Source organism: Caballeronia sp. LP006 (assembly GCF_031450995.1).
Taxonomy (GTDB): domain Bacteria; phylum Pseudomonadota; class Gammaproteobacteria; order Burkholderiales; family Burkholderiaceae; genus Caballeronia.
On the sequence record NZ_JARTVW010000005.1, the window covers coordinates 360,980 to 387,090 of the forward strand.

Below are 26,111 nucleotides of genomic sequence, written 5' to 3' on the forward strand. Positions count from 1 at the left end.
AGGCTTGAGCGCAGATGCTTCATTCAAGGCAAACCGCTCAACCGGAGTCCTCCATGGCACGCAACATCGAAATCAAGGCACGCGCTCATCAGTTCGACCAATTGCGTGAGCGCGCCGCCGCGCTCGCCACCGACAGGCCGCTGGTGTTTCGCCAGCAGGACTTCTTCTACGACGTGCCCACCGGCCGTCTCAAGTTGCGCCAGTTCGACGACGGCACGCCATCGGAGCTGATCTTCTATCAGCGCGACGACCGCGACGGCCCGAAAGTCTCGTATTACTCGCGCAGTCCCGTGACGAATCCCGAAGCCATGCATACGCTGCTCGCGCAGGCGCTGACCACGCGCGGCATCGTCACGAAGGAAAGGCATGTCTATCTTGTCGGGCGCACGCGCATCCATCTGGATCGCGTGGATGGGCTTGGGGACTTCATCGAACTCGAAGTGCTGCTGGGTCAGGAAGACGACGAAGCCGGCGGCGAGGAAGAAGCGCACGCCATGTTCGCGCGTCTTGGCGTGGAACAGACGGATCTGGTGCCGGTTGCTTATGTCGACTTGCTGAATCCGACGCTTCAGGCGGAATCGGTCGACAAGTGACCTAGCGGAAGCGGACCGTTGCGCTTGAATGTCGTGAGCACGATGTTCGAGCGCACGCTATCGACGCCGGGAACGCGCATCAGCTTCTTCATCACGAAGGTGGACAGCGCGTTCAGATCGGGCGCGACGATCCGCAGAAGGTAATCCGCATCGCCGACGGTCGCGTGGCATTCGAGCACTTCGGGCAGCGTCTCGATCTGCTGCTGAAACTCCTCGATGATCGAATCGCCGTGATGCTTGAGCTTCAGGCTCGTGAACGCGGTCACACCGAGGCCGAGCTTTTCTGGCCGCAACACCACCCGATATCCTTCGATCACGCTGGTCGCTTCGAGCCGCTGCAGTCGACGGCCGATCTGCGACGGCGACAGCGGCACCTGCTCGCCCAATTGCTGATGCGTGGCGCGGCCGAAGCGTTGCAGCACATCGAGCAAAGCGAGATCGAAATGATCGAGTTCCAGCATGATTGGGCGCGCGCGAAAGCGAAAACGAAGATGCGACTTTAGCGCATGAAAGTGCCATCGCTCACATACCCGACGCGCCGAAGGGCCGTTTCGCGCGGAGCTTAACGCCTGCTTACGGCAACCGACAAGGTAACAGCCGTATTACCAACCGTGACATGATCGAAAGGATCGAAAAGCGCCTTTTGCCAGCTTCACGTCATGGATGGAAGCCGATGCGAAGCTTGGAGAAAGAAATCGTGCTGAAATCTTTCGGTCGTGAAGGCTGATTTATAAGCGCGTGTAATGTAGCCGCGTGACGCGCGCCCGTGGACCCGGCCGATCGACCGGCACTTCTGACTGACGCTGTACAATCAGCAGCGCAACTAGCCTGGGCAACGTTCAGGCAGAAAGTCATCCGGTGTACGGCCGCTCGCGGCTCGAGGTTACGTTCGCGCGACGCCGCATGAGAATCAACGGATTTGATCCGGCTCGAACCCGCGCCGCCGCGTCGTGCATGTCACCGGCTTGGGCGCCGGCTCGGGTTAAACCCATCGTACTTGAGCGAGTTCATGCGAATCCTTCTGATTGAAGACGACCGCCCCATTGCGCGCGGCATCCAGAGCAGCCTCGAACAGTCGGGCTTCACGGTCGATATGGTCCACGACGGCATCTTCGCCGAGCAAGCGCTCGCGCAGAACCGCCACGAACTGGTCATTCTCGATCTGGGCCTGCCGGGCATCGACGGCATGACGCTTCTGGCGCGCTTTCGCCAGAGCAACCGGCATACGCCGGTCATCATCCTCACCGCGCGCGACGAACTGCATGACCGCGTGCAGGGGCTGAACAGCGGCGCCGACGACTACATGCTCAAGCCCTTCGAGCCGCAGGAACTGGAAGCGCGCATTCGCGCCGTGATGCGCCGTAGCGGCCCGCACGGCGACGTGCCGCGCCCCGAAGTCACCTTGGGCGGCTTGCGTCTGTCGGGCGTGGATCGCCGCATCTTCAACGACGAGCGTCCGCTCGAACTGTCGCCGCGCGAATTCGCCGTGCTGGAAATGCTGCTGCTGCGTCATGGCCGCGTCGTCAGCAAGGCGCAATTGCAGGATCACCTGACACATTTCGGCGGCGATCTCGGCGATACGGCCATCGAAGTCTATGTGCATCGCGTGCGCAAAAAGCTCGAAAACACGCGCGTGGAAATCGTGACGGTGCGCGGCTTCGGCTATTTGCTTCAGGAGATCCGTCAGGCGACGTGACGTCCCGGCGGTAGAACGGTTTGCGACTTCCCACCCGGCGCGCGGGCGATCAGCGTTTCGCCCGCGAAGATTGGCTCGATCTGGCGCGATCTAAGGCCACCGAAGTTCCCGCGTCACCGAGCCTGCGGCGCACGCTGTTGCGCCGCCTGGCCGCGCCGCTGTCCCTGCTCGCGCTGATGAGCGGCCTGATGGCGTACTGGCTCGCGTGGCAGTACACGCAGCACGTGGTGGACCGTTCTCTCGCGGATCTCGCCACCGCCATCTCCAAGCAGATTCAGCTCGCGGGCGTCGATGCCCCCGTCACCGTTCCGCCGCTCGCCCAGGCGATGTTCTCCGATCCGGTGGAGCAGCTCGTCTATCGCATCAGCACGGGCGACCAGGAAATTGCCGGCGAGCCCGATCTGCCGCTGACCGGCACCGCCGTGCGGCGCATCCACTATGCATACGTTTTCGAAACGCACTATCAGGGCGTGAGCGTGCGCGCCGCGCAAGTGCGCGTGCCGCAGCCGACGGGCAATCCTATCGTCGTCGAAGTGGCGCAGCGCGTGGGCTCGCGCTACAGAATCGCGGTGGAGTTTCTCTTCGCGATCATGATGCCGCTGCTGCTTTTGCTGCTCGCAGGCTGGGTGATCGTATGGCGCGTGGTGAATCAGCAATTGAACCCGCTCACCGATCTCGCCGACACGCTCAACCAGCAGACCCACATCTCGCTCGAACCCGTCGACGAAACCTTCGTGCCAAGCGAAATCCGTCCGCTCACGAGCGCCATGAACGGCTTGCTCGTGCGTCTTCAGGCCGCGCTCGATGCACAACGCAAATTCATCGCCGATGCCGCGCACCAATTGCGCACGCCGCTTACCGCCGTCAAGCTGCACGCGGAGCAAGCGCTTAGTTCGCGCGATCCGGCGAAGGCCATCGAAGCGGTGAAGGAACTGCGCGCATCGGCGGATCGCGCGGTGCGTTTGTCGAATCAACTGCTTTCGCTCGCGCGCGCCGAACCGGGCGAGCAAGCCGCGCGTTTCACCGACTTCGATCTCGCCACGCTCGCGTTCGAAACCGGCGCGGAATGGGTGCCGCGCGCGTTGTCGGCGGGCGTGGATTTGGGCTTTCAGCGTCTCGACGACCCCGACAACGAACATCCGATGATGGCGCGCGGCAATATCGTGCTGGCGCGCGAGGTGATCGCGAATCTCATCGACAACGCGCTCAAGTATGTGCCGCCGTCGCGTCATGAAGGATCGCGCATCACGCTGACCATCGGCGACTGGCACGATGCGCAAGGCAAGCGTTTCGGCGAGGTGGTCATCGAGGACAACGGTCCCGGTGTGCCGCCGGATCAGCAACCCGATCTCTTCAAGCGCTTCTTCCGTGGCGACGGTCAGATGGTGGAAGGCGGCGCGGGACTCGGGCTCGCCATCGTTCACGACATCATCTCGCTGCACGGCGGCACGGTGCATTACGAAGACGCTCCGGAAGGCGGCGCGCGCTTCATCGTGCGTGTGCCGCTCAAGGACGGCGCGGCGCCAGCCGCCGCAAAATAAAAAGCCACGGCATGATTCCATGCAGTGGCTTCTTTACCATGGCGTTGCAAGCGCCTATTTCTTCAGCGCGAGCATGGTTCCGCGACACTTCTTCGCGCCGCAACGGCACTCGTATTCTTTCTTGAGCTTCTTGGTGATGCGGCCTTCGATCACGAGGCCGTAGTCGTAATTGAGCTCTTCTTCCGGCTCGATATCGCGCAGGGCGTGGATGAACACGCGCCCTTCCACTTCCTCGGCTTCGCAATTCGGCTTGCACGAATGATTGATGTACTTCGCGCTGTTGCCGTCGATCTTGCCGTCGATCACGCTGCCGTCGTCGAGCGCGAAGTAGAACGTGTGATTCGGCTCATCCGGATTGTGCGGATGCCGGCGCAGCGCTTCCTTCCACGAGATACGCTCGCCCTTGTATTCCATCACCTGCTCACCCGCCGCGATGTGCTTCACGGCGAATACGCCCTTGCCATGTACTCCCGAGCGGCGGACGGTGATCCTGCGTGAACTCATCGAACGAATCCTTAATAAACGAGGTGTGGGGTTGGCTTCATGTCCACTTCGTCTTGGATCGTCTCGACGAAAGCGGATAAAAAAAACGCGGTGGCCGCTGAGGCGCCGCGTTGGCATGGTTGAACGTGCTGTTCAACTCAATCGTTATCGTACACTCCCGGGCCGCTGTCGAACAACTGGCCCGTGAGTATCCGTGGGTATTGACTGATGATGTTGGTTAGCGCTGGCCGAACGCCACGTCGCCGAACAGGTTCTTCAGTTCGCGCGGCTGCGAGCGCCAGTATTGCGGCGGCGCCGTGACGGTCGCGCCGAGCTCGGCGGCGGCGTGCCACGCCCAGCGTGGATCGTACAGCGCGGCCCGCGCGATGGCGACGAAGTCCGCCTTGCCGCTACCAACGATCGCCTCGGCTTGCTGCGGCTCCGTGATGAGACCGACCGCGATGGTCGTCACGCCCGTGGCTTCCTTGACCGCCTGTGCGTACGGCACCTGATAGCCCGGCCCGAGCGTGATCTTCTGCAGCGGCGATACGCCGCCCGAAGAGACATCGATCCAGTCGACATCGCGCTTCTTCAGTTCCGCCGCGAACGCGATCGTGTCCTCGATGGTCCAGCCGCCCTCGACCCAATCCGTCGCGGACACGCGCACGCCGACGGGCTTGTCGGCGGGAAACGCGGCGCGCGCGGCCTCGAAAATCTCGAGCGGATAACGCATGCGATTTTCGAGCGAACCGCCGTATTCGTCGGTGCGCTGATTGGCGAGCGGCGACAGGAACTGATGCAGCAGATAACCATGCGCCGCATGCACTTCGATGCCGTCGATACCAAGCCGCGCCGCCCGTTTCGCCGATGCGACGAACGCTTCCTTCACGCGAATGAGGCCGGCCGCATCGAGCGCGAGCGGCGGCGTCTCGCCTTCCTTGTGCGGAATGGCCGAAGGTGCATGCGTCATCCAGCCGCCGTCGGCAACCGGGATCAGCTGGCCGCCATCCCACGGCTTGTTGCTCGACGCCTTGCGGCCCGCGTGCGCGAGCTGCATGGTCACGGCGATATCCGAATACTGGCGGATGGCCGCGAGGACCGGACGCAGCGCGGCTTCGGTCGCGTCGTCCCAGAGACCGAGATCGCCAGGCGTGATGCGGCCGTCGGGCTCGACCGCGGTCGCCTCGATGACGAGCATGCCCGCGCCCGAGAGCGCGAGTTGGCCCAGATGGATCATGTGCCACGCGGTGGCCTCGCCGCGTTCGGCGGAGTACTGGCACATCGGCGAAATGACGATGCGATTGGGAAGCTGAAGGCTGCGTAAGGTCTTGGGAGTGAAAAGCGCGCTCATGTCGAAGGCTCGGTGAGAAAAGATGCGATCGAGAATAGCATCGGGATTTCTTCCGTGCAGGATGCATGCGGTGCCACCCGCCGCAATCCGCGCCTTGACCTTCAGCCCTGACGTTCGGTGCAGGGAAACTTGTCGAGCCATTCGTGGAACATGGCGCGCGCCGCGCGTTCGAGGGCGGGACCGTGGCGCGCCGTCTCTTCACGCAGCGTGACGGCCGTGGCGCCGCTCCTGGCGATATCCGCGGGATAGGTGACGAGCCAGCTCTCGAACCGGTCTGGCAGCACTTCGGGATGGCACTGCAGCGCAAGCACATGCTCGCCCCACGAGAACGCCTGATGCGCGCAAGCTTCCGTCGATGCAAGCAAGCTCGCGCCTTGCGGCAGATCGAAGGTGTCGCCGTGCCAGTGAAATACGGGAATGGGTTTGCCGTCAGCTTCGAGATGACGCAGCGGCGACGCGCGCCCGGCGTCGGTCAGCGCAAGCGGCGACCAGCCGAGCTCCAGCTTTCCCGACGAATACACGCGCGCGCCGAGAGCACGCGCGATCAGCTGCGAGCCAAGACAGATGCCGATGGTCGGCAAGCCCGCCGCAATGCGCTTTTCGAGCATCGACAAAAGCGGAGCCAGATGGGGATACTGCGCATCGTCGTAGGCGCCGATCGGCCCGCCGAGCACGACCATGAGCGATGCGTCGAGCGGATCGGGCGCGTCTATGCGTCCGCGCCCCACGTCGAGATAACGCACGAGATGGCCGCGGTCGCCGACGACCAGTTCGAGGCTGCCCAGATCTTCGAAATAGACGTGGCGAATCGCCAGGACTTCATGTTTCATCGGCGGGTTTCCGTGGCTCGGACTGCGGAGTAGAGACGAGCCGCGCCTCGCCAGGAGGCGCGACGCGCACAGTCTAACCGACTCGACGCGGCCTCACAGCGTACCTTTGCACCGATCGACCCGGGTTGTCCCGGGCCGTTGCCGTTCAGGCGATTTGCGCGAAGACCTTCCAGCTCTTCTTCTGCGTGGCGACGTCGGCTTCTTCGTATACCGAACAGTCGAGACGCAGATTGGTATCCGCCATGTCGATCTGAAGCAGTGCGCAATGATGCAGCACCTTCTTCGGATTCTTGCTCGGCTGGAAATGCGCGCACGACAGACACATCCGATGCGCCGGAATCTGCTGTTGTGTTTCGAGCTGGCGGATGGTCTTGAGCAAGCTGCGGTAAAGCGCCGCTTGCTCTTCTTCACGCAATGTGCCGACCGCCTTCGCGAGGAAGTCCGGCCATTGCAGCGCGCGCTTGGCGGCCGTGCGGCCGCGTGCGGTTAGACGCACCGCCAGTGCGCGACCGTCGTCGAGTGCACGGCGCTTTTCGACGAGCCCCTTGCCTTCGAGCGTGCTCACGGCGTCGCTGGTGGTCGCGGCGGTCAGCGCGGTTTCCCGTGCAATCTCGCCGAGGCGCATGGGCCCCTTGCGCTGCATCAGCAGTACGAGAATTTCACCCTGGGTTGGCGTAAGCCCCGCGCCTTCCGCCCATTCCCAGGCCTGGCTGCGCATCGCTGTGCTCAGCCTCAGCAGGCCGTGGGTCACCCGCCCCGTCGCCTGCTCTCCGTATAAACCTTCACTCATGATCTTTCGCTTGTTGTTCCGCTTATGGGTTTTGACGGCATGTTCGCTAACCAACGAACACCACGTCCCCTAAGCCGCCCCAGGAACCTGCTGCCTGTGCACTGCTGTCAGTATTCCAAAGACCGCCTTCAGGTCGTGGTCCCCGCCGTCTCAAAATTCAGGCGTACCAAGCCAATTCGCTTTGCCTGACTGGGGGACATGCAACCCTCTTCGTTATGCGCCATCTTGTCACCAGCCACTTCGCCACCCTGCTCGACAATCTTGCTTTGCGTCCAAAGTGACCGGTTGCGGCGCTATGTTTTTGCCGACTATAACGCGCCGTCGGCAACGTCGCCATTCTAAGCGACCTAGAACAAACGTACACCTTAATTATTCACGCAAAACTGTGGATAACCCGTGGAAAAACGTAGCGTTTGGTTGTGAGCGAACTCTCGATAAGCCAAGGCATCTTTCGACCACCCTTTGTCTTATCCTTGGCCGCGCGCATCCATTCAACTTTGATTCACCGCCTTATCGTTTTTCCAATTCGTTGACCTTGCAGCGCTTTTTAACGTTTTCCATAGCGTCGCGCAGTCCTCGTTACCTTCTATTACGTAGGTATACGGACTTCTCACGGGAAACCTTAGAGATGCCGTAACGATTCACGTAACGTTCAGGCAACGAGCTTATTCCTAAGTTCCGCATGCACGCGTTTCATACACAACATAGCGAGACCGAAGTTTCAAAGCACGAAGGCCGTTTCGACTTTCATCGAAACGGCCTTTCGTCTTGATTCTCACTTCAACGCGTGTGTAAGGGCAGCGTCATGCGCGCCATTGCAGGCATTGCTGACGTACGGCTTCGTGTAGCGACTTCTCTTTGTCGAACACACCGCGCAACCAAGTGGCGTCATTCATGCCGCCGCGTGCAATGTCCGCGATTTGCGCGAGCGCCGCTTGCGAACCCAATGCTTCGGCATGCGGTGCAAGTACATCCAGCGTTGCGAGAATATCTTCGCCGATGGTGTGCCGCTCACCCGACTGCGGATGCACGCAAGTGCCTTCCAGACCGAAGCGGCAAGCTTCGAAACGATTGAATGTGTAGACGAGGTAATCGTCTTCTTGCGGCGTAAGCGGTTTATCGAGCAGCAAATACCGCGACAACGTTTGTATATAGCAAGCAATCGCCGCAGCGCGATCGACAGAAAGTGGCGTATCCATCACGCGAACCTCGATGGTGCCGAAACCCGGCTTCGGCCGAATATCCCAGTAGAAGTCCTTCATGCTGTTCACGACGCCCGTGTGCACCATCTTCGAAAAGTATTCCTCGAAGCTGTCCCACGTGAGGACAAACGGCGCGCGTCCGGAAAGCGGGAACGCGAATACCGAATTAAGCCGTGCCGAATGGAAGCCGGTATCGACACCCTGGATATACGGCGACGATGCCGAAAGCGCTATGAAGTGCGGAATATAGCGCGACATCGAATGCAACAGGAACAGCGCGCTATTCGGGTCCGGACAGCCGATATGCACGTGCTGGCCGAACACCGTGAATTGCTTGGCCAGGTAGCCATAGAGTTCGGAGATGTACTGGAAGCGCGGCGCGTCGTAGATTTGCCGGTCGCTCCATTGCTGAAAAGCATGCGTGCCGCCGCCGGCAAGGCCGACATTGAGTTGATCCGCCGCCGCGACCAGCGTATCGCGAATCTTGCGCAGATCGGTGACGGCCTGTTCATGCGTCGTGCAGATGCCAGTCGAAAGCTCGATCATGCTTTCGGTGATTTCCGGCGTGATGTTGCCCGGAATCTCTTCGTCCTTGATGAGACGCATGAGGTCCGACGCGGCGCGGGTCAGATCGTAGTCGTGCGTATTGACGACCTGGATCTCAAGCTCCACGCCGAAGGTGAACGGCTCGGAGTCGATAAATGGTTCGAGTGCCATGACGCCTCTAAAAAATTCAATGCCCGTGCGGTGCGGTGCGGCGCCTATTCGCGCCGCTCGCCCACCGCCGACAGGCTACGGTACACCAGGAACGGCGACACGATTTGCAGCACGACGATCGAGCACATGACGATCGCACGAAGCGTCGGGTCGTAGCTCGGATAAAGCACGTACATGTCGTCGACGAGCAGGTAGGCAAGCGCGGACATCGGCGTGAGCGCGACGCCCAACGCCGCGCCCTGCTTCCAGTCGAGGCCGCTCGGCTTTGCAAAAATCATCACGCCGGCCAGCTTGCCGATGAAGCGCGCGACGATCAGCGCGAGCGCCGCTACACCGCCAAGCGCGATATCGCGCCATTCGAATGACGTCAGTGTCAGCGCAAAAAGAATGACGGTCAGCAGCCATCCAGCGGAACCGAAATGCGTAGGCCAGAGTTGCGGCTTTTCATCAGCGTTCTTAACGATGATGCCTGCTGCAAGCAGCGCAAGAATGATCGACAGTTTGAAGATATGCGCGATCGCGATAGCCAGCAGCACGAGACCGAACAACGCGACGAAGGAGTGCTCGTCGTTCGCATTCAGACGCCGATACAGCAGGTTGCATGCACGCGCGAGCAGGAAGGCCAGCACGAGCGAACCGATCAGCAGATAAAGCGGCTGCAGAATGGTTGCAAACGCATTGCCGTAAATTTCCTGATGCAACACGCCGGCCGCGAGTTTTTCGACAATTACCGCGTACATGCTGTTCAACGCGGTCAACGTGAGAAGACGCTGCGTGACCTGTCCTTCGGCGCGCAATTCGGTCTTCAATTGGATGACCATTGCGGGCGACGTCGCCATGGCGATGGCCGCGATGACGATCGAAGGCATTGTCGGCACGTTGCATAACATCAACGCAATCAGCACGAAGCCGAAGGTAAGCGTGGCTTCGGCGATGCTCGACAGAATCAGATACGGATTGCGGCGGATCCAGCGCAAATCGAGCCGGCCGCCGAGTTCGAAGAGCAATAGCCCGAGCGCGACATCCAGCAGAGGCCGTGAGATGGCGCCTGCGCTTACGTCGATCACACCGAGTCCCGCGTTACCGGCGATCAGCCCGATGACCGCATAGCCCGTGATACGCGGCAGACGCCATGCGCGCCAGAGCAATTCTCCGGCGAGGCCGGCGGTGACGAGCGCAAGACCTGCCCAAAGAATGGCATTGGGTTCGAGCGGCCAGGCGGGCAAAAACGAAAAGGCCGAATTCATCGTGTTTGCTTCTCCTTCGTTGCAGCAGAGGATGCACGTTCTGTTGCGTGACTTTGCGCGCGCGGCGCATCCGAGCGGCTCGCCTGTTCAGGCGAATGAGTTCATTCAAATGAAACGAAAGCGAACGAACACGGCGTCACGGAACCAGCCGTGCACGAATTAGACGACGCATCCGGCTCCATCGCGCGGCTTACGACTCGCGCGCATTGAGATGGTGACGGATGCGGGCAAGACAAGCGGCGCTTGCCCGGAGGCGGGCCGACGGCCAGACGACAGCGCGGCCCTGGTTGATCAGATTCGTGGCGCGCGCTCATCGTTCCGTTGAAGCGGTCGCCGTCTGAACGGCGCGACGCGGGAAGAAGCGCGATTGTGCCATACCTCGATGACCGTGACAGGGAAGTCCAGGCTCATGATTTTTATAAAGTAAAAGCGACAGCCGCGCACGCGCGAAGGCGGCAAGGCTGACCGGCCGGCGGTTTGCGGATTCGTTTTCCCTCTTCCGATAGCCTCTGTGTCAGGTGTTTACAGGTTTACTGTATATACATGTAGTAGTAGTTAACAAGCACCTGCCTCACCTGTGGATAAGACCAATTTCTCCTTTCCAAACAAGCAATTGTGAAAAGCAGAACGCAGCGGTAAACATGTTCAGGCATGGCGGTCAACTTTGAACAACTTTCGGGACGCTCGGGCACTTGCGCGGGTTGTCCCGTTTACGTGCACAACGAGTCCACAACTCGTTCTTCGGTAAACCCGGGTCTTATCCACAACCCGGCTTGGATAACTACGTTGCGTCGAATTGACCGTGACGCAGCGCTCGCAATAAAAAGCGCGCGGGATCGATCGACTCGGCGAGTTCGCGTTCGATGACCCAAGGTTCGCCTTCGATCTGCGAGACGATGAGTTCCGCGGCGAGCGTCGCCCAGACGAGCCCGCGCGAACCGAAGGCAAACGCGCCATACAAACCCGGCATGCGCGGCAGGTCGAGCGGCCACGCGCCTTTGAGGCGGGCGGCGTCGGCGCGCGCGGCGGCTTCATCGGCGAACTGGCCGATCATCGGCATGCGGTCGCTCGTCACGCAACGGAACGCGACGCGGCCTTGCTTCACATGCGCCGTCGCTTGCAGTGCCGGAAGCATGGCTCCAACGCGCTCGATGTTTTCCCGATGCCCTGCGTCACGAACTTCGATATCGGGATCGTCGATGTCATAGGTCGCGCCGATCAGCGTGCCTCGTTCGCCCAAAGGCACCGCATAACCTTCGCCGATGACGGGAACGCGCAATCCATCGAGCGTGGTGCTGTCCAGGACGCTGAGTTGTCCGCGAACGCTGCTCGTCGTTGCATCATCGAGATGTGCGAGTCGCGCAGCTTCATGCGCGTTCGCCAGCACGAGAATCGGCGCTCGCGCGACCTCCGCGTCGTGCGTGTCGAAGACGCGCCAGTTGTCACCATCACGTTCGATGCGCGCCACTTCCGTGTTCATTCGCGTCGTCTGCGCGGCGCCGGCATCTGCAAGCTGCGCCGCGCAGACCGATGCCGGCGAGATCGCGCCGCCGTGCGGGAAGAACCATCCGCCGCGCGCGATATCCACGCCTGCGATACGCGATGAATCGGCGCTGGATACCGAACTCACGTAGTCGCGCGGATACGCGAAACGGGCGATGGCGTCGGCGATCGCGGCGGCGTCTTCGGGCGTGTCCGCGATTTGCAGCAAGCCATCGCGGCTACGTTGCAAGTCGTAAGAGCGCGCTTCGAGCGCTTGCCACTGACTCAGCGCGAACAAAAAGCCCGCACGGGTGAGCCGCGCGGCGACGCTGTCATCGCGCCAGACGATGGGATGAAACACGCCAGCCGGATTGCCCGACGCGTCGCGCGCGGGCAGCGCGTGCCGGTCGATGAGCGTGACATGCCAGCCGCGCGCCGCGAGACGCGATGTCATTGCAGAGCCCGCGAGTCCCGCGCCGATCACGATGGCTTCGCGCGACTGGACAGCGGACGCGCGCGGCGGTTCGTGACGACGCACGCGCCAGCGCGGGGCGAAGCGCGCGCTTCGGTCGTCGGCACACGTGAAACCCGATGCCTCCAATGCGCGTCGCAGCGAGGCGGCGTCCGCGATGTTCGTCGCCGATACGGTTGCGTCGTCGCCCGCGAGCCGCGCGATGCCCTTGCACAACCATTGCGGCTTGTCGAAGGCGGCGGCGTCGAGATGGAAGGCATCGGCGCGCAGCCACAGTCTCGACAGCATGTCGTTCGCATCGCCGATGGCGAGCGTCAGCACCACGCGCCCTGCATCGAATTCGAGCCGATGCATGCCGGAGACGCGCATCGGCCAGGCGTTTATCAGTGCGTCCGCGAGCGGGTCGCCGTTCTTCGACGGCGCTGCATCGAGCGCATGCAACGGCGCGATGACGACTACATGCAGACGTTCGCAACGCGCGTTGTCATCACGCCAACGTCGCCAGATGTCGAGAAAGCGGTTGGCGTGCGCGAATTGCGTATCGACGAAAGTAAAGACGCGCCGATGCCGCCAGCGCGCGGGAAGATCGTGCAGCTCGAAAAGCTTGTCCGTAGGCAACGATGATTCGGTCATGCGAAAAAGGGAAGGGAAGCGAAGGCGTCCGCTATACCGGACGAAGACGGCAAGACATCGAGCATGTACTAGACAGACGGCGCTTTGGCCGCATGCAAGGCGTTGGGCATCGTGCCTTCGAGCGCAATCGGTTCGACCGCGTGACCGGCGGCGCGCCATGCTTCGAGACCGCCGAAGAGCGGCGCGACATCGTCGAAACCATGCGCGATCAGGTCTTTTGCCGCCAACGCCGCGGATACTTCGTTCGGACAATCGCAGTAGGTCACGATCTTGAGATCGCGCTCGATGCCCGCAAGCTGCGCCGCGATGCCGCCGTGATCGAGCAGCAGCGCGCCCGGAATGGCATACGGGTCCATCGCGCGACGCTCGCCGCGACGAACATCGATGACGAGCGGCCGTGGTTCACTCGCAAGCAACGCGCGCAACTCCGCAACCTCGATGCGCGCCATGCGCAGGCGTCGCAACAACGTGACGCGCCGCCACCAGCGCGCGCCGAGATATAGCGCGAGCACGACGACCGCGAATGCCAGGACGCCGCGACCGAGCCAGTCGAGCAGGGCGAGCGCCTTATCGACGAGATCGGCGAACATCGCGCCGAACGTCACGCCGAGTCCCGACCAAAGAATCGCGCCGAGTGCGTCATAAAACAGAAAGGTGCCGAAGCCGACACCGGTCGCGCCCGCCACGGGAATGGCCAGCGTGGAAAGGCCGGGGATGAACTTGGATACCGCGAGAATACGCACGCCGAAGCGGCCGAAGAAGTCGAGACTGCGGTTCACGCACGTGTCGCGCGAGATGGAAAGCTTGCACAGAACGCCCAGCACGCGGCTGCCATAACGGCGTCCGAGCCAGAACCAGAGTGTGTCGCCGAGCAACGCGGCGGTGCTTGCGACCACCACGATAGCGACGAGCGGCGCGAATGCGGAGGCGGGAAACATGGCCGTGAGACCGCTTCTTCCGAGGCTCGCGGTGACTGCGATGGCGCCCGTCAGAACCAATGTGGGCAAGGCTGGCAGCGGCAAACCGAGGCATTCCAGCAGAACGTTGGCAAAAACCAACGGCAGCCCGTATTCGATGATCAGCTCGCGTAGCATGGACCGCACCCCGGAGTTCTATGCTCAAAAAAACCGCCCGCAAGCCCGGAAAATATAAGGGTAAATCTTTGAAACCCTTGTCCTGATTGGGTTTGCGCTGCGCTATCATACCAAGCGCCGCGTATAGAGGCGGCGCGAGGGCAATGAAGCGAAGCATGGCCGTAGAAGTGGCGCGAAAGAACGCCAGTTCGTCGCAAAGGCGCGCCGGAAGGCCGTCCCTACTCGACTGCACGGCCCGCGCACGTATAATCGGCGCGTTCGCGCTGTTCGTGTCAACCTAAACTGATAAAGGAACCTTAATGAACAAACAGGAATTGATCGACGCCGTAGCCGCTCAGACCGGCGCAAGCAAAGCTCAAACCGGCGAAACGCTGGACACCCTGCTCGAAGTGATCAAGAAGGCTGTCTCGAAAGGTGACGCAGTGCAGTTGATCGGCTTCGGCAGCTTCGGTTCGGGCAAGCGCGCAGCGCGCACCGGCCGTAATCCGAAGACGGGCGAGTCCATCAAGATTCCGGCCGCAAAGACGGTGAAGTTCACGGCTGGCAAGGCATTCAAGGACGCAGTGAACAAGCGGTAAGTTTCTTGCCGATTGTGGCGCTACGCGCTCTTAGCGCGGCGCCTCGGAATCAGGTTAATCCGCGTGCGCGCAGACAGACCGCAGCAACACATAAACCCGCCTTCGGCGGGTTTTTTTTCGCGCGCTCGACTCGTGCGGTTTGGCTTAGTGCGTGTGGCCGTCGCAGCCGCAATCCGGACCGTGCTCGTGATCGTGATCGCCGTGTTCATGCTCGTGATCGTCGATATCCCATGCAGGAAACGGATCGTTCAGATGCCGCCAGCCGTCCGAGCCGAGCAGCCATTCCTCGTCGGTGAGCAGGCATGCATCGAAGTTGGCGTCCCATGCCGCCACGTCGAGATCGAGGCCGATCAGCACCAGCTCTTGCCTGCGATCGCCAACGCTGTTGTCATCCGGGTCACCGAACCATTCCGCGACGATATCCGCTTCGAGCTCGGGATCGTCCGTTGGCCATTCGCTGCGATCCTGCGCCGCCCACCACACGCCCGCCGGACCATGCCGCAGCGTCCCGCCCGCTTGCGACAACGCCCCGCCCACTTCGCTTCTCGTGGCGAGCCAGAAGAATCCCTTGGCGCGCAACACGTCCGTCCATTCGCGATGCAGCAGTTCCCACAGTCTTTGCGGATGAAAAGGCCGGCGCGCGCAATAGACGAGATGCCCGACACCCGACGCATCCGGCTCGCCGTTCGACGGATGCTCGTCGTTGAGAATCGCGAGCCAGCCAGGCGCGCTTGCCGTGTTGTCGAAATCGAAGCGGTTCGTATCGAGCACGTCGGCTATGGGCGCCTTGCCTGACTGCGTCTGCACCTGAAGCGCGCGCGGATTGAGCGCATGAAGAATGCTCGCGAGCGTTTCGAGCGCCTCTTCGTCGACGAGGTCGATCTTGTTGATCACGATGACATCGCAGAATTCGATCTGCTCGATGAGCGACTCGACCACCGTCCTGCCTTCGTCGTGCGCGTCATCGTGCGATGCAAGGCCGCGTCGCGCGAGCGAATCCGTCGATGCGTAATCGCGCAGGAAGCTCGCCGCATCGATCACGGTGACGAAGGTATCGAGCACGGCCTGACCGCCGAGCGTCGCTTGCTCGTCGTCGCCGAAAGCAAGTTGCTCCGCGATATCGAGCGGGTTCACGAACGGCGGCAGCTCGACGACGATCGCATCGAATCGCTGCTGTTCGGCAAGCGCTGCGATGTCTCGCTCGATTGCTTCGACCGGGTCCGCTTCGTGAGCGACGCTAACGGCGCCAACGCGCACGCCTTCATCGTTGGCGAGCATGGCATTGACGAGCGCGGACTTTCCCGCGCCGGTGAATCCGGAAATCACGGTGACTGGGAGTGGCGTTGAGTTCATTGCATGATGACCGGCGAGCGGCATTTGAGAGGCAGGCGGACACGCGGCAAACGGCAAGCCCGCGCACAGGCGAAGCGACACGCCGGACAATGGTCAACGGCGCGCGCTGTCGGAGAAGGGATTTTGCATCAAATGCAGATGAAAGGCGCAAGGACGCAAGCGCCTGAGCGCCGGGCCGAACTTACTTGGAAGCCTGAAGCAACTTCCAGCGACGCAGGATATCGATGATCTGCGAGGAATACTTGTCGCGCAATGCGGGTGTTTCGGAATGGTAAGCACCGACGGCCTGCCACGAATTGCCATACTTGTTCATCTTCTGGCGCAGATGCCATGCGGCCACGTACACGGCCTTGCAGGGTTCCATCAGCGTGCCGCTGGAGATACCGTATTGAGCCAGCGTGTTGAGATGAATCGAGTTGATCTGCATCAGACCGTAGTCGGTCGAGCCGTTGGCGTTCTTGTTGATGGCGTCGGGTTTGTTGTGCGATTCCTGCCAGGCGATGGCGCGCAAGATGAGCGGATTGACCTTTTGATACTTCGCCGCCTCGTCGAAGCAGTCGGCGTGTGCGGAAGCAGCCGCGAGCATCACGCCGCTGGCCATCGCAAGTAATCGCAGGAATCTCTTCATCTTCTTTCTACTCCATCCGCCCACGCGGAAAAGCGTCACGCCGCCAGTTCGGCGACCGGGCGCCTAACGTCATTCATCCGCGTCGGCGCCAGTCAAAGCACGCTCGCAGCCGTATGGCATCGGGAAAACCCACCCCCGATGTCGCCGCCCGGAATGCGGAACCGCCCGTATCATACCCGCTGAAGTTTGACGCCATAAGTTAGCCACCAGACATACACCCCGGCGAGGGCGCGCCATAGGTCAGCCGTTTTCCGCCAGCCGCGCGGCGGAAGGCGCTCTTAAACGTCTGAATAATAAGACTTCGAGTCGGGTTACAATTCGTCTCCCGCGCGCATGGGCCAGCCTGTGAAGGCTTCACAGACGGTTTATCGGCAAGTTCGTTGAAAGCTTGAGAGCGGCGGAATTCAGTAAGCGAAGGCGGCTAGGGAAAATTCTGGTCTTGAACGATTTTTTGAATAATTTCGTTACGCGTTGCTGCTATCGTCACAATTTTTTGAAATGATCGTCGCCCGGGCAAGCTAGCCCGGAAACGATCGGCGGCGCCTCTGCTTGACGAGCGGTGCTGCCTTAGCGGGCTTTACCCGAGAAGTTCGCTTAGACAACACATTCATGAGAAGACAACCTATCGCACTGCGTCGCATCGCGACGGCACTGCTGGCGGCGGGACTTATCGTCGCGCAAGCCGCGCACGCGCAAGTGACATTGAATTTCGTCAACGCCGATATCGACCAGGTCGCAAAGGCGATCGGCGCCGCCACTGGCAAGACAATCATCGTCGATCCCCGGGTGAAGGGGCAGTTGAACCTCGTCTCGGAAAATCCGGTACCCGAGGATCAGGCGCTGAAGACATTGCAAGCCTCACTGCGCATGCAGGGTTTTGCGCTGGTGCAGGATCACGGTGTATTGAAAGTCGTGCCCGAGGCCGACGCCAAGCTGCAGGGCGTGCCGACCTATGTCGGCAACTCGCCTGCCGCGCGAGGCGATCAGGTCATCACGCAGGTGTTCCAGTTACGCAATGAATCGGCCAATAACATTTTGCCGGTGTTGCGCCCGCTGATCTCGCCGAACAACACCATCGCGGCCTATCCCGGCAACAACACGCTCGTGGTCACCGACTACGCCGACAACGTGCGGCGGATCGCCGGAATCATCGCGGGTATCGATACCGCCGCCGGGCGCGAGGTGGACTTGGTCCAGCTGAAGAACGCGAACGCGATCGACGTGGCCGACCAGATGAACAAGCTGCTCGACCCCGGCACGATCGGCAGCACGGACGCCACGCTCAAGGTCGTCGTCACCGCCGACCCGCGCACCAACTCGCTCATGTTCCGCGCTTCCAGCAGCGCGCGGCTCGAAGCCGCGAAAACGTTAGCGAAGAAGCTGGACTCGCCGACTTCGCAGCCGGGCAACATGCACGTCGTGGCGTTGCGCAACGCCGACGCCACGCGTCTTGCCAAAACCCTGCGCGGCATGATGGGCAAGGGCAACGGCAGCAGCAACGACAACTCGTCGAGCAATTCGAACTCGAACTCGTCGAATTCGTTCGGCCAGAGCGGCGGGCTCGGCAATTCGTCGAACTCCACCGGCACGTCGGGCGTGCCGCCGTTGCCAGGCGGTTTTGGCGGCAACAGCAGTTCGGGCAGCGGCAGTAACCCGATGTCGGGTTCGGGCGGCAATCGCGACAGCGGTTTCTCGTCGAACAAGGACAGCGACAACGGCAACGACTCGGGCGGCGGCATGATCCAGGCGGATTCGGCGACGAATTCGCTCATCATCACGGCGGCGGACCCGGTCTATCGGAACCTGCGCGCCGTGATCGACCAGCTCGACGCGCGCCGCGCGCAGGTCTATATCGAAGCGCTGATCGTCGAGCTCTCGGCCACCACCGGGGCCAATCTCGGCATTCAATGGCAGGGTCTGCTGCTTTCGAACGGCGGCAACAACGCGGTGTACGGCAGCACGAGCTTCGGCTCGGGCAATACCAACATCTTCGATTTGACCGTGCAGGGCGCAGCCGTCGCGCAAAACACGTCGGCGATCACCGCTTCGACGGGTCTTTTGGCGAACGGCCTGAACATTGGCTTGCTGCACCGCTTCGGCAATCTGTTCGGTCTCGGCGGTCTCTTGCAGGCGTTGTCCACGTCCGCCGACGCCAACATCCTCTCCACGCCAAACCTGATCACGCTCGACAACGAGGAAGCGAAAATCGTCGTCGGCCAGAACGTGCCGGTGGTGACGGGCTCCTACGCCACGCCGACCGCCAACGCCGCGACGTCGGTGACGGCGTTCAACACGTTCGACCGCCGCGACGTCGGCGTGACCTTGCACGTCAAGCCGCAGATCACCGACGGCGGCGTGCTCAAGATGCAGATCTATCAGGAAGATTCGAGCGTCGATGCCACGACCAAGACCGATCCGGGCGGCGTGACCATCAACACGCGCTCCGTGCAGTCGACCATTCTCGCGGACGATGGCGAAATCGTCGTGCTGGGCGGCTTGATGCAGGATCAGTACAACAATAACAACAGCAAGATTCCGCTTCTGGGCGACATCCCGTTCATCGGCAGCCTGTTCCGCAGCGAAAGCAAGACGCGCACGAAGACCAACCTGATGGTGTTCCTGCGCCCAGTGATCGTGCGCGATCAGGCGACGGCTTCGCAGATCGCCAACACGCGCTACGACTACATGCGCCAGCAACAATACGGCTCGACCACGGACAACCGCCTGATTCGCGATCAGAACGTACCGGTCATGCCGCCGAAGCCGCTTGGACCGAGCGAAGGCGGTGGCGCCCCGGCCCAGAATCTGCTGGACTGGAGCAACCTGACGCGCGGTACGCCGAGCACGACGCTGCCCCAGGACCCGAACGCGGGTCCCGCGCCGCAGCCGTATCAGCAAGCACCGCAGCGTTCGGAGTTGCCGCAGCCGCAGCAGCCGCCGTACGGCAATGCGCCAACCAATTACGCGGTGCCCAACAATCAGCCGAGCACCACGCCGCTGGATAACAGTTCGAGCAATTCGAACAGTTCGTCAGGAGCACGGCCGTGAATACGCTGAACGCCGAAGCCGATCGCACGAATCTCGCCCACAACGCTGAAGCGCCGGCCGCAGCGTCGCCGCTCGCGGCCAGGCTCGTGCCTTACAGCTTCGCGCGAACCGGGCAGATACTGCTCGCGCATCAGCATGCGGACAACATCGAGGTTTGGATCAGCGAGCGCACGTCCGACGCCGCGCTCGCGGAGGTCGCGCGCAATTTCGGCGCGCTGTCCATCCAGCGCAAATCCGCCGATGAACTGGCCGCCGCCATCAATTCCGCCTATGCGCGCAACGACGGCAGCGCGGCGCAGGTTGTCGGCGAAGTGGAGGGCGAAGTCGATCTCTCGCGCCTGATGCAGGACATTCCGGAAGTCGAGGACCTGCTGGAATCGGAAGACGACGCGCCGATCATCCGCATGATCAACGCGCTTCTGACGCAGGCGGCGCGCGAACAGGCGTCGGACATACATATAGAGCCGTTCGAGAACGCGTCGGTCGTGCGTTTTCGCGTGGACGGTACGTTGCGCGACGTCGTGCGCCCGAAGAAAGCGCTGCACGGCGCGCTGATCTCGCGGATCAAGATCATGGCGCAGCTCGATATCGCCGAGAAACGTCTGCCGCAGGACGGGCGTATTACCTTGCGCGTCGGTGGGCGTCCGGTCGATGTGCGCGTGTCGACGCTGCCGACCGGACACGGCGAACGCGCGGTGCTGCGTCTGCTCGAAAAAGACGCGCAACGCCTGAACCTCGAAAAGCTCGGCATGGCGCGCGACACGCTCGTCAACTTCGACAAGCTGATCGGCCGTCCGCACGGCATCGTGCTCGTCACCGGGCCGACGGGCTCGGGCAAGACCACGACGCTTTATGCGGCCATGTCGCGGCTTGAGACCACCACCACCAACATCATGACGGTGGAAGATCCGATCGAATACGACTTGTCGGGTATTGGCCAGACGCAGGTGAACGAGCGCATCGGCATGACCTTCGCGCGCGCGCTGCGTTCCATTTTGCGGCAGGACCCGGACATCATCATGATCGGGGAAATTCGCGACCTGGAGACGGCGCAGATCGCGGTGCAGGCGTCGCTCACGGGTCACCTGGTGCTTGCGACCTTGCACACGAACGACGCCGCTTCGGCCGTCACGCGTCTCACCGATATGGGCGTGGAGCCGTATCTGCTCGCATCGTCGCTGCTCGGCGTGCTGGCGCAGCGGCTCGTGCGGCAACTGTGTCCGGTGTGCAAGGAAGAGCGCGTCGAGGAAGACGGCGTGACGCATTGGCATCCGGTGGGCTGCGACCGCTGCGGCCAGTCGGGTTACGCAGGACGCCGCGGCGTCTACGAACTTCTGCTGATGGACGATGAAATCCGTCCGCTGATCCACCGCAACGCCGCCGATGCCGAAATTCTCGCGGCGGGCCGCAAGCAAGGCATGCGCACGCTGCGCGAGGACGGCAACCGCTGGCTCGCGACCGGCGTGACGTCGCTCGAAGAAGTGCTGCGCGTGACGGGCGGAGATTAACGCGTATGCCGGCTTTCCGTTTCGAAGCGATCGACCACGCGGGCAAGACGCAAAAGGGCGTGCTCGATGCCGACAGCGCCCGCGCCGCGCGCAGCCAGTTGCGCACGCAAGGTCTGACGCCGCTTATCGTCGAGGCGGCGGGTACGCGGACGCGCGGCGAACGGCAGCAACGCCTTTCGCTCGGGCGGCGTCTGTCGCAGCGCGAGCAGGCCATTCTCACGCGTCAGCTCGCGAGCCTCTTGATCGCGGGTTTGCCGCTCGGCGAAACGCTCGCGGTTCTGACCGAGCAGTCCGAGCGCGATTACATCCGCGAACTCATGGCCGCGATCCGCGCCGAAGTGCTCGGCGGGCATTCGTTCGCCAATGCGCTGGCGCAGCATCCGAAAGACTTCCCCGAGATCTATCGCGCGCTCGTCGCGGCGGGCGAGCATACCGGCAAGCTGGGTCTCGTGCTCTCCCGTCTCGCGGACTACATCGAGCAACGCAATGCGCTGAAACAGAAGATCATTCTGGCGTTTACGTATCCGGGTATCGTGACGATCATCGCGCTTGGCATCGTCACGTTTCTTTTGAGTTATGTCGTGCCGCAGGTCGTGAACGTGTTCGCCAGCACCAAGCAGGCGCTGCCCGTTCTCACCGTGATGATGATGGCGCTCTCCGCGTTCGTGCGAAATTACTGGTGGGCCATGCTGATCGGCGTCGCGCTTTTCGCGTGGATCGTCAAGAGCATTCTCGCGCGGCCCGGGCCGCGCATGGCGTTCGACCGCTGGCTGCTCACCGCGCCGCTCATCGGCAAATTGGTGCGCGGCTATAACACCGTGCGCTTTGCCAGCACGCTCGCCATTCTGACGGCCGCCGGCGTGCCGATCCTGCGCGCGCTGCAGGCCGCGGGCGAAACCCTGAGCAACCGGGCAATGAGCAATAACGTCGACGACGCCATCGTGCGCGTGCGCGAAGGTTCGTCGCTGTCGCGCGCGCTCGGCAACACGAAGACGTTTCCGCCCGTGCTGGTGCATCTGATCCGCTCCGGCGAAGCCACCGGCGACGTCACCACCATGCTCGACCGCGCCTCCGAAGGCGAAGCGCGCGAACTCGAACGTCGCACGATGTTCCTGACGAGTCTGCTCGAACCGCTGCTCATTCTGGCGATGGGCGGCGTCGTGCTGGTGATCGTGCTCGCGGTGATGCTGCCGATCATCGAACTGAACAATCTGGTGCAGTAATGAACAGCCTGCAAATTCGCCTGATATCGCTCGCCGCCCTCGCGCTCTTTTGCGTGACCGTGACGTACTGGGTCGTCACGCTGACTTCGCGGCAGACCGCGCCCTTGCCCGCTGCCGCCGCCACGCGCACGCCGTCGGTGGAACAGGCCGCGACTATTTTCGGCGGACAACTGGAACGGCAAGCGAATCAGGATGTGCATCTGTTCGGCATCCTGGCCCTGCAGCACGGCGCGGCGGCTATCGTCAGTTATGGCGGCGAGCCGGCCCGCGCGATCTCGCTCGGCGGTCCGCTCACGCAAGGCGTGAAGCTTTCGGAAGTGCGCGCGCGTTCGATCATCATCGATCGTAACGGCTCGAAGTCGGAGATCTTCCTGCCGCAGATGCCGCCGGGACCGACGATCTACGTGCGCTAAAGCGCCGCGCGGCGGGTTCGTTCGCGTGTTCATGCGAACGCGCTCGCTAGAATGCTCGGCGGGAATTTTCAATAACAGCGGGCGCAAGCCCCGGATTCATATCAAGAGGTAGTAGTCATGCAATTGTGGACACAACGCCGCATGAACGTTGCAAAGGCGCGCCGTCAGGGCGGTTTCACGCTGATCGAAATCATGGTGGTGATCGCCATTCTCGGTATTCTCGCCGCGCTCATCGTGCCGAAGATCATGAGTCGTCCGGACGAGGCGCGCCGCGTCGCCGCGAAACAGGACATCGGCACCATCATGCAGGCGATGAAGCTGTATCGCCTGGACAACGGCCGTTATCCGACGCAAGAGCAGGGTTTGCGCGCGCTGATCGAGAAGCCGACCACGGAACCGGCGCCGAACAACTGGAAGGACGGCGGCTATCTGGAACGTCTGCCGGCCGACCCGTGGGGCGCGCAGTATCAATATCTGAATCCGGGCGTGCACGGCGAAATCGACGTGTTCAGCTACGGCGCGGACAACAAGGCGGGCGGCGACGGCAACGACGCCGACGTCGGTTCGTGGCAGTAATCTCATCGAAGGAATGATCGTGGGCAGGCGCGATATGCATAGAGGCCGTGAAGCAGGCTTCACGCTGCTGGAAATGCTCGTCGTGCTGGTGATCGCGGGTCTGCTCGTGTCGCTGGCTTCGTTGCAGCTCACGCGCAATCCGCGCACCGACCTCAACGAGGAAGCGCAGCGTCTCGCGCTCCTGTTCGAATCCGCGGGCGACGAAGCGCAAGTGCGCGCGCGGCCCATCGCGTGGCAGCCTTACGACGGCGGTTTTCGCTTCGATATCCGCACCGAGGACGGCTGGCGTCCGCTGCGCGACGATCTGCTGCGGCCGCGTCCGTGGGAAGGCGGCGTGACGAGCGCGACGATCCAGTTTCTCGATTCCGACAAGTCGGCGAGCCGCCTCGTCTTCGGCACCGAGGCCATCGACACGCCCATGGAAGTCACGCTCGTTTCGCCGGCAGGGCGCGCGACCATCGTCGGCAGCGGCAATGGCCGCTTTCAGGTGCGGTGATGCACACCCGGCGGAAGGAACGCGGCTTCACGATGATCGAAGTGCTGGTTGCGCTGGCGATCATCGCGGTGGCGCTTGCCGCGTCGCTGAGGGCGGTCGGCGCGATTGCCAACGGCGAGGCGGATTTGCATCGGCGTCTGCTTGCCGGCTGGAGCGCGGACAACGAACTCGCGCAGATTCGGCTGGCGCACACGTTCCCGGAGATCGGCTCGCGCACCTTCGAATGTTCGCAGGGCAACCTGAAGCTGGTCTGCACGCAGCGCGTCACCGCGACGCCCAACCCGATTTTCCGGCGCGTCGAGATGTTCGTCACGACGCCGGGCCGTTCGGGCTATCTCGCGCAAATGGTCACGGTGGTGGCGAATGAAACGAACCGCTCCCTCTGACGCCGCGAGGCAGCGCGGCTTTACGCTGCTGGAAATGCTGATCGCCATCGCCATTCTGGCGGTGATCGCGGTGCTGTCGTGGCGCGGGCTCGACTCCATCATCCGCGCCCGTGCGACCATCACCAATTCGATGGAAGACGAGCGCGTGGTCGCGCAGTTGTTCGACCAGATGCGTATCGACGCGCGTCAGGCCGCCACCGACGACGAAGCGGGTCAACCCGCGGTCTCGATCGACAACGGCTCGCTGCAGATCGTGCGCGGCATGTTCGCGGTCGGTGCGCCGCCACGCTTGCAGGTGGTGCGTTACCGTTTGTCGGACGGACGCATCGTGCGCTTCGCGTCGCCGCCGCTCGCAAATGTGGGCGAAGTGCGGCGCGCGTTGTCATCGAGCGATACGGCGGACGGCTGGAACGCGGTGCAGTTGATGGGCGGCGTGGCTTCGCTCGCCTCGCGCCTCTATATTCCGCAGAAAGGCTGGACCACGAGGATGAACGACGTGTTCTCGCAGATCAACGAGAACGACAACAACCTGAAGGTGCCGCAGCTCGGCAACGCGCCGCTGCCGCGCGCGGTTTCGGGAATTCAGGTGGCGGTCGGCGCGCGCAATCTCGCCGTGCCGATCACGCGTGTATTCATGGTCGGAGAATGACGATGCGCGCCAGAAGCCAGAAAGAACGCGGAGTCGCGATCATCAGCGCGTTGCTGGTGGTCGCGCTGTCGGCCATTCTGGTGTCGGGCATGTTGTGGCGTCAGCAGGTGCAGGTGCGTCGTATCGAAAATCAGCGGCTGCTCGCGCAGGCGCAGTGGATTTCGCGTAGCGCGCTCGACTGGACGCGCCTCATTTTGCGCTCGGAAGCCGATACTTCACCGACCGTCACGTATCTCGGCGGCGTGTGGGGTGTGCCCATCGCGAAGACGAAGCTGTCGGACTTTCTCGGGCAGATCGGTGAAGTGCGTTCGCAGGAAGGCGCGCAGACGTTTCTGTCCGGATCGATTGAAGACGCGCAGGCGAAGTTCAATCTGCGCAACCTCGTGTCGACGCCAACGCCGGGCGTACTGACCATCAACGTCGAACAGATTCAGGCGTTCCAGCGGCTGCTTACGCTTCTCGGCATCAACGGGTCGCTCGCGAAAACGGTGGCGCTGCAGATACGCGCGGGTCTCGCGCGGTCCGCGACGCGTTTTCAGACGCAAACGGGCAACAGCACCACGACGAGCACGACCACGCCGGAAGCGACCATCGCGGCGATTGCGCAGGGCGGCGGTACGGGCGGCGGCAATTTCACCGACGATCCCGGCCTGAAGGACGCGGATACCGACGCGCCCGTCGCGCCCTTGCAGATGATCAGCGTGGACTCGCTGCTCGACGTGCAGGGTTTCTCGCCGGAAGCCGTCGCGAAGCTCAGGCCGTTCGTCACCGTTCTGCCGACGACGACCGCCGTGAACATGAACACCGCGCCCGCCGAAGTGGTCGCGGCCGTGGTGCCGGGAATGAATCTCTCGCAGGCGCAGGCGTTCGTCGCGCGCCGCGAGACGGTGTTCTTTCACGATACCGGCAACGTGCAGCTCGCGCTCACCGGCGCGGGCGTGAAGACCGCGACATCGATCGATCCCAGCGAGCTCGATGTCACCACACGCTATTTCGTGATCCGTGGGCGCGTCGAACATGAGCGCGCGCAGCTGGAGCGCTCGACGCTCGTGTACCGCGATCCGACCACGCATACGACGCGCATCGTCTATACGCGCGACGCGCTTTAAATGAGAGGAAGTG

25 protein-coding genes are annotated in these 26,111 nt (G+C 62.4%); 14 read left to right on the forward strand and 11 right to left on the reverse strand.

Annotated features, from left to right (window positions below; translation table 11 throughout):
- The first annotated feature begins 53 nt into the window (after positions 1-53).
- On the forward strand, positions 54-593 hold the full coding sequence (locus P9250_RS18345) for a class IV adenylate cyclase (RefSeq protein WP_244826626.1): 540 nt from the start codon (positions 54-56) through the stop codon (positions 591-593).
- Here P9250_RS18345 and P9250_RS18350 read toward each other — a convergent pair.
- Positions 569-1,054 carry an Lrp/AsnC family transcriptional regulator gene (locus P9250_RS18350; RefSeq protein WP_310394473.1) on the reverse strand — a complete coding sequence of 162 codons (486 nt, stop codon included), beginning with the start codon at positions 1,052-1,054 and terminating at the stop codon, positions 569-571. The two genes, P9250_RS18345 and P9250_RS18350, sit on opposite strands and share 25 nt — an antisense overlap.
- Before the next feature lie 2 nt (positions 1,055-1,056).
- On the opposite strand from P9250_RS18350, the gene P9250_RS18355 reads away from it, so the two are divergent.
- From P9250_RS18355 to P9250_RS18365, 3 genes are all read left to right on the forward strand, one after another.
- On the forward strand, positions 1,057-1,320 hold the full coding sequence (locus tag P9250_RS18355) for a hypothetical protein (RefSeq protein ID WP_310394475.1): 264 nt from the start codon (positions 1,057-1,059) through the stop codon (positions 1,318-1,320).
- A gap of 282 nt (positions 1,321-1,602) precedes the next feature.
- A complete protein-coding gene (locus P9250_RS18360; RefSeq protein WP_244826629.1) occupies positions 1,603-2,289 on the forward strand; it encodes a response regulator transcription factor in 687 nt (228 codons plus the stop codon).
- Positions 2,290-2,309: 20 nt separating this feature from the next.
- Positions 2,310-3,830 (forward strand): sensor histidine kinase, encoded by a 1,521-nt coding sequence (locus P9250_RS18365; RefSeq protein ID WP_409014911.1) that lies wholly within the window; start codon positions 2,310-2,312, stop codon positions 3,828-3,830.
- Between the two features lie 54 nt (positions 3,831-3,884).
- On the opposite strand, the gene P9250_RS18370 is transcribed toward P9250_RS18365, so the two are convergent.
- The 8 genes from P9250_RS18370 to P9250_RS18405 all read right to left on the reverse strand — a co-directional run bounded on the left by P9250_RS18370 (position 3,885) and on the right by P9250_RS18405 (position 14,131).
- The gene (locus tag P9250_RS18370; protein ID WP_244826630.1) at positions 3,885-4,334 is read right to left on the reverse strand and encodes an SET domain-containing protein; all 450 of its coding nucleotides are present in this window, start codon (positions 4,332-4,334) and stop codon (positions 3,885-3,887) included.
- 217 nt (positions 4,335-4,551) lie between these two features.
- The gene (locus tag P9250_RS18375; protein WP_310394477.1) at positions 4,552-5,664 is read right to left on the reverse strand and encodes an NADH:flavin oxidoreductase/NADH oxidase; all 1,113 of its coding nucleotides are present in this window, start codon (positions 5,662-5,664) and stop codon (positions 4,552-4,554) included.
- A gap of 101 nt (positions 5,665-5,765) precedes the next feature.
- Positions 5,766-6,494 carry a glutamine amidotransferase gene (locus P9250_RS18380; protein WP_310394479.1) on the reverse strand — a complete coding sequence of 243 codons (729 nt, stop codon included), beginning with the start codon at positions 6,492-6,494 and terminating at the stop codon, positions 5,766-5,768.
- 145 nt (positions 6,495-6,639) lie between these two features.
- Entirely contained in the window at positions 6,640-7,284 is a 645-nt protein-coding gene (locus P9250_RS18385) for a MarR family winged helix-turn-helix transcriptional regulator (protein WP_244826633.1), read from the reverse strand.
- 803 nt (positions 7,285-8,087) lie between these two features.
- The gene (locus P9250_RS18390) at positions 8,088-9,203 is read right to left on the reverse strand and encodes a YbdK family carboxylate-amine ligase (RefSeq protein ID WP_244826634.1); all 1,116 of its coding nucleotides are present in this window, start codon (positions 9,201-9,203) and stop codon (positions 8,088-8,090) included.
- Positions 9,204-9,247: 44 nt separating this feature from the next.
- Positions 9,248-10,450: a cation:proton antiporter gene (locus P9250_RS18395; protein ID WP_250466215.1), complete on the reverse strand. Its 1,203-nt coding sequence runs from the start codon at positions 10,448-10,450 to the stop codon at positions 9,248-9,250.
- A gap of 781 nt (positions 10,451-11,231) precedes the next feature.
- Positions 11,232-13,022 (reverse strand): bifunctional tRNA (5-methylaminomethyl-2-thiouridine)(34)-methyltransferase MnmD/FAD-dependent 5-carboxymethylaminomethyl-2-thiouridine(34) oxidoreductase MnmC, encoded by a 1,791-nt coding sequence (mnmC, locus tag P9250_RS18400; RefSeq protein WP_409014913.1) that lies wholly within the window; start codon positions 13,020-13,022, stop codon positions 11,232-11,234.
- Positions 13,023-13,105: 83 nt separating this feature from the next.
- The gene (locus P9250_RS18405) at positions 13,106-14,131 is read right to left on the reverse strand and encodes a DedA family protein/thiosulfate sulfurtransferase GlpE (RefSeq protein WP_309962008.1); all 1,026 of its coding nucleotides are present in this window, start codon (positions 14,129-14,131) and stop codon (positions 13,106-13,108) included.
- 299 nt (positions 14,132-14,430) lie between these two features.
- Between P9250_RS18405 and P9250_RS18410 the strand changes: the two genes are divergently transcribed.
- Positions 14,431-14,709 carry an HU family DNA-binding protein gene (locus P9250_RS18410; RefSeq protein ID WP_008352404.1) on the forward strand — a complete coding sequence of 93 codons (279 nt, stop codon included), beginning with the start codon at positions 14,431-14,433 and terminating at the stop codon, positions 14,707-14,709.
- A gap of 144 nt (positions 14,710-14,853) precedes the next feature.
- On the opposite strand, the gene P9250_RS18415 is transcribed toward P9250_RS18410, so the two are convergent.
- Together P9250_RS18415 and P9250_RS18420 are read right to left on the reverse strand one after the other, a co-directional pair.
- Positions 14,854-16,062 (reverse strand): GTP-binding protein, encoded by a 1,209-nt coding sequence (locus P9250_RS18415; RefSeq protein WP_310394485.1) that lies wholly within the window; start codon positions 16,060-16,062, stop codon positions 14,854-14,856.
- A 181-nt stretch (positions 16,063-16,243) separates the two neighbouring features.
- Positions 16,244-16,690, reverse strand: a complete 447-nt coding sequence (locus P9250_RS18420; RefSeq protein ID WP_244826639.1) for a lytic transglycosylase domain-containing protein — start codon at positions 16,688-16,690, stop codon at positions 16,244-16,246.
- 624 nt (positions 16,691-17,314) lie between these two features.
- Here P9250_RS18420 and gspD point away from each other — a divergent pair.
- From gspD to gspK, 9 genes are all read left to right on the forward strand, one after another.
- Positions 17,315-19,738, forward strand: coding sequence for a type II secretion system secretin GspD (gene gspD / locus P9250_RS18425; RefSeq protein ID WP_310396790.1), 2,424 nt, complete (start codon positions 17,315-17,317; stop codon positions 19,736-19,738).
- The gene (gene gspE / locus P9250_RS18430) at positions 19,735-21,246 is read left to right on the forward strand and encodes a type II secretion system ATPase GspE (RefSeq protein WP_370652050.1); all 1,512 of its coding nucleotides are present in this window, start codon (positions 19,735-19,737) and stop codon (positions 21,244-21,246) included. The genes gspD and gspE overlap by 4 nt, the downstream gene beginning before the upstream one ends.
- A gap of 5 nt (positions 21,247-21,251) precedes the next feature.
- Positions 21,252-22,469, forward strand: coding sequence for a type II secretion system inner membrane protein GspF (gspF, locus tag P9250_RS18435; RefSeq protein ID WP_244826640.1), 1,218 nt, complete (start codon positions 21,252-21,254; stop codon positions 22,467-22,469).
- Positions 22,469-22,882, forward strand: a complete 414-nt coding sequence (locus tag P9250_RS18440; protein ID WP_244826641.1) for a type II secretion system protein N — start codon at positions 22,469-22,471, stop codon at positions 22,880-22,882. The genes gspF and P9250_RS18440 overlap by 1 nt, the downstream gene beginning before the upstream one ends.
- A 117-nt stretch (positions 22,883-22,999) precedes the next feature.
- The gene (gene gspG, locus P9250_RS18445) at positions 23,000-23,458 is read left to right on the forward strand and encodes a type II secretion system major pseudopilin GspG (RefSeq protein WP_244826642.1); all 459 of its coding nucleotides are present in this window, start codon (positions 23,000-23,002) and stop codon (positions 23,456-23,458) included.
- Between the two features lie 13 nt (positions 23,459-23,471).
- Complete coding sequence (locus P9250_RS18450; protein WP_244826643.1) at positions 23,472-23,954, forward strand: GspH/FimT family pseudopilin; 483 nt, start codon at positions 23,472-23,474, stop codon at positions 23,952-23,954.
- Complete coding sequence (gene gspI, locus P9250_RS18455) at positions 23,954-24,340, forward strand: type II secretion system minor pseudopilin GspI (RefSeq protein ID WP_310394489.1); 387 nt, start codon at positions 23,954-23,956, stop codon at positions 24,338-24,340. Before P9250_RS18450 ends, gspI begins: the two co-directional genes overlap by 1 nt.
- Positions 24,318-24,989, forward strand: coding sequence for a type II secretion system protein J (locus P9250_RS18460; RefSeq protein WP_250526422.1), 672 nt, complete (start codon positions 24,318-24,320; stop codon positions 24,987-24,989). Before gspI ends, P9250_RS18460 begins: the two co-directional genes overlap by 23 nt.
- Positions 24,986-26,098 carry a type II secretion system minor pseudopilin GspK gene (gene gspK / locus P9250_RS18465; protein ID WP_310394491.1) on the forward strand — a complete coding sequence of 371 codons (1,113 nt, stop codon included), beginning with the start codon at positions 24,986-24,988 and terminating at the stop codon, positions 26,096-26,098. The genes P9250_RS18460 and gspK overlap by 4 nt, the downstream gene beginning before the upstream one ends.
- Positions 26,099-26,111: the final 13 nt, after the last annotated feature.

Bases quoted from the DNA above. Each gene is read 5' to 3' on its own strand.
- gspG (WP_244826642.1), top strand. From the start codon at position 23,000: ATGCAATTGTGGACACAACGCCGCATGAACGTTGCAAAGGCGCGCCGT.
- P9250_RS18450 (WP_244826643.1), top strand. From the start codon at position 23,472: ATGATCGTGGGCAGGCGCGATATGCATAGAGGCCGTGAAGCAGGCTTC.
- P9250_RS18460 (WP_250526422.1), top strand. From the start codon at position 24,318: ATGAAACGAACCGCTCCCTCTGACGCCGCGAGGCAGCGCGGCTTTACG.
- P9250_RS18385 (WP_244826633.1), bottom strand. From the start codon at position 7,284: ATGAGTGAAGGTTTATACGGAGAGCAGGCGACGGGGCGGGTGACCCAC.
- gspK (WP_310394491.1), top strand. From the start codon at position 24,986: ATGACGATGCGCGCCAGAAGCCAGAAAGAACGCGGAGTCGCGATCATC.
- P9250_RS18370 (WP_244826630.1), bottom strand. From the start codon at position 4,334: ATGAGTTCACGCAGGATCACCGTCCGCCGCTCGGGAGTACATGGCAAG.
- gspF (WP_244826640.1), top strand. From the start codon at position 21,252: ATGCCGGCTTTCCGTTTCGAAGCGATCGACCACGCGGGCAAGACGCAA.
- P9250_RS18380 (WP_310394479.1), bottom strand. From the start codon at position 6,494: ATGAAACATGAAGTCCTGGCGATTCGCCACGTCTATTTCGAAGATCTG.
- P9250_RS18360 (WP_244826629.1), top strand. From the start codon at position 1,603: ATGCGAATCCTTCTGATTGAAGACGACCGCCCCATTGCGCGCGGCATC.
- P9250_RS18390 (WP_244826634.1), bottom strand. From the start codon at position 9,203: ATGGCACTCGAACCATTTATCGACTCCGAGCCGTTCACCTTCGGCGTG.
- P9250_RS18420 (WP_244826639.1), bottom strand. From the start codon at position 16,690: ATGAAGAGATTCCTGCGATTACTTGCGATGGCCAGCGGCGTGATGCTC.
- P9250_RS18405 (WP_309962008.1), bottom strand. From the start codon at position 14,131: ATGCTACGCGAGCTGATCATCGAATACGGGCTGCCGTTGGTTTTTGCC.
- P9250_RS18350 (WP_310394473.1), bottom strand. From the start codon at position 1,054: ATGCTGGAACTCGATCATTTCGATCTCGCTTTGCTCGATGTGCTGCAA.
- P9250_RS18395 (WP_250466215.1), bottom strand. From the start codon at position 10,450: ATGAATTCGGCCTTTTCGTTTTTGCCCGCCTGGCCGCTCGAACCCAAT.
- P9250_RS18410 (WP_008352404.1), top strand. From the start codon at position 14,431: ATGAACAAACAGGAATTGATCGACGCCGTAGCCGCTCAGACCGGCGCA.
- P9250_RS18345 (WP_244826626.1), top strand. From the start codon at position 54: ATGGCACGCAACATCGAAATCAAGGCACGCGCTCATCAGTTCGACCAA.
- P9250_RS18375 (WP_310394477.1), bottom strand. From the start codon at position 5,664: ATGAGCGCGCTTTTCACTCCCAAGACCTTACGCAGCCTTCAGCTTCCC.
- P9250_RS18415 (WP_310394485.1), bottom strand. From the start codon at position 16,062: ATGAACTCAACGCCACTCCCAGTCACCGTGATTTCCGGATTCACCGGC.
- gspI (WP_310394489.1), top strand. From the start codon at position 23,954: ATGCACACCCGGCGGAAGGAACGCGGCTTCACGATGATCGAAGTGCTG.
- P9250_RS18440 (WP_244826641.1), top strand. From the start codon at position 22,469: ATGAACAGCCTGCAAATTCGCCTGATATCGCTCGCCGCCCTCGCGCTC.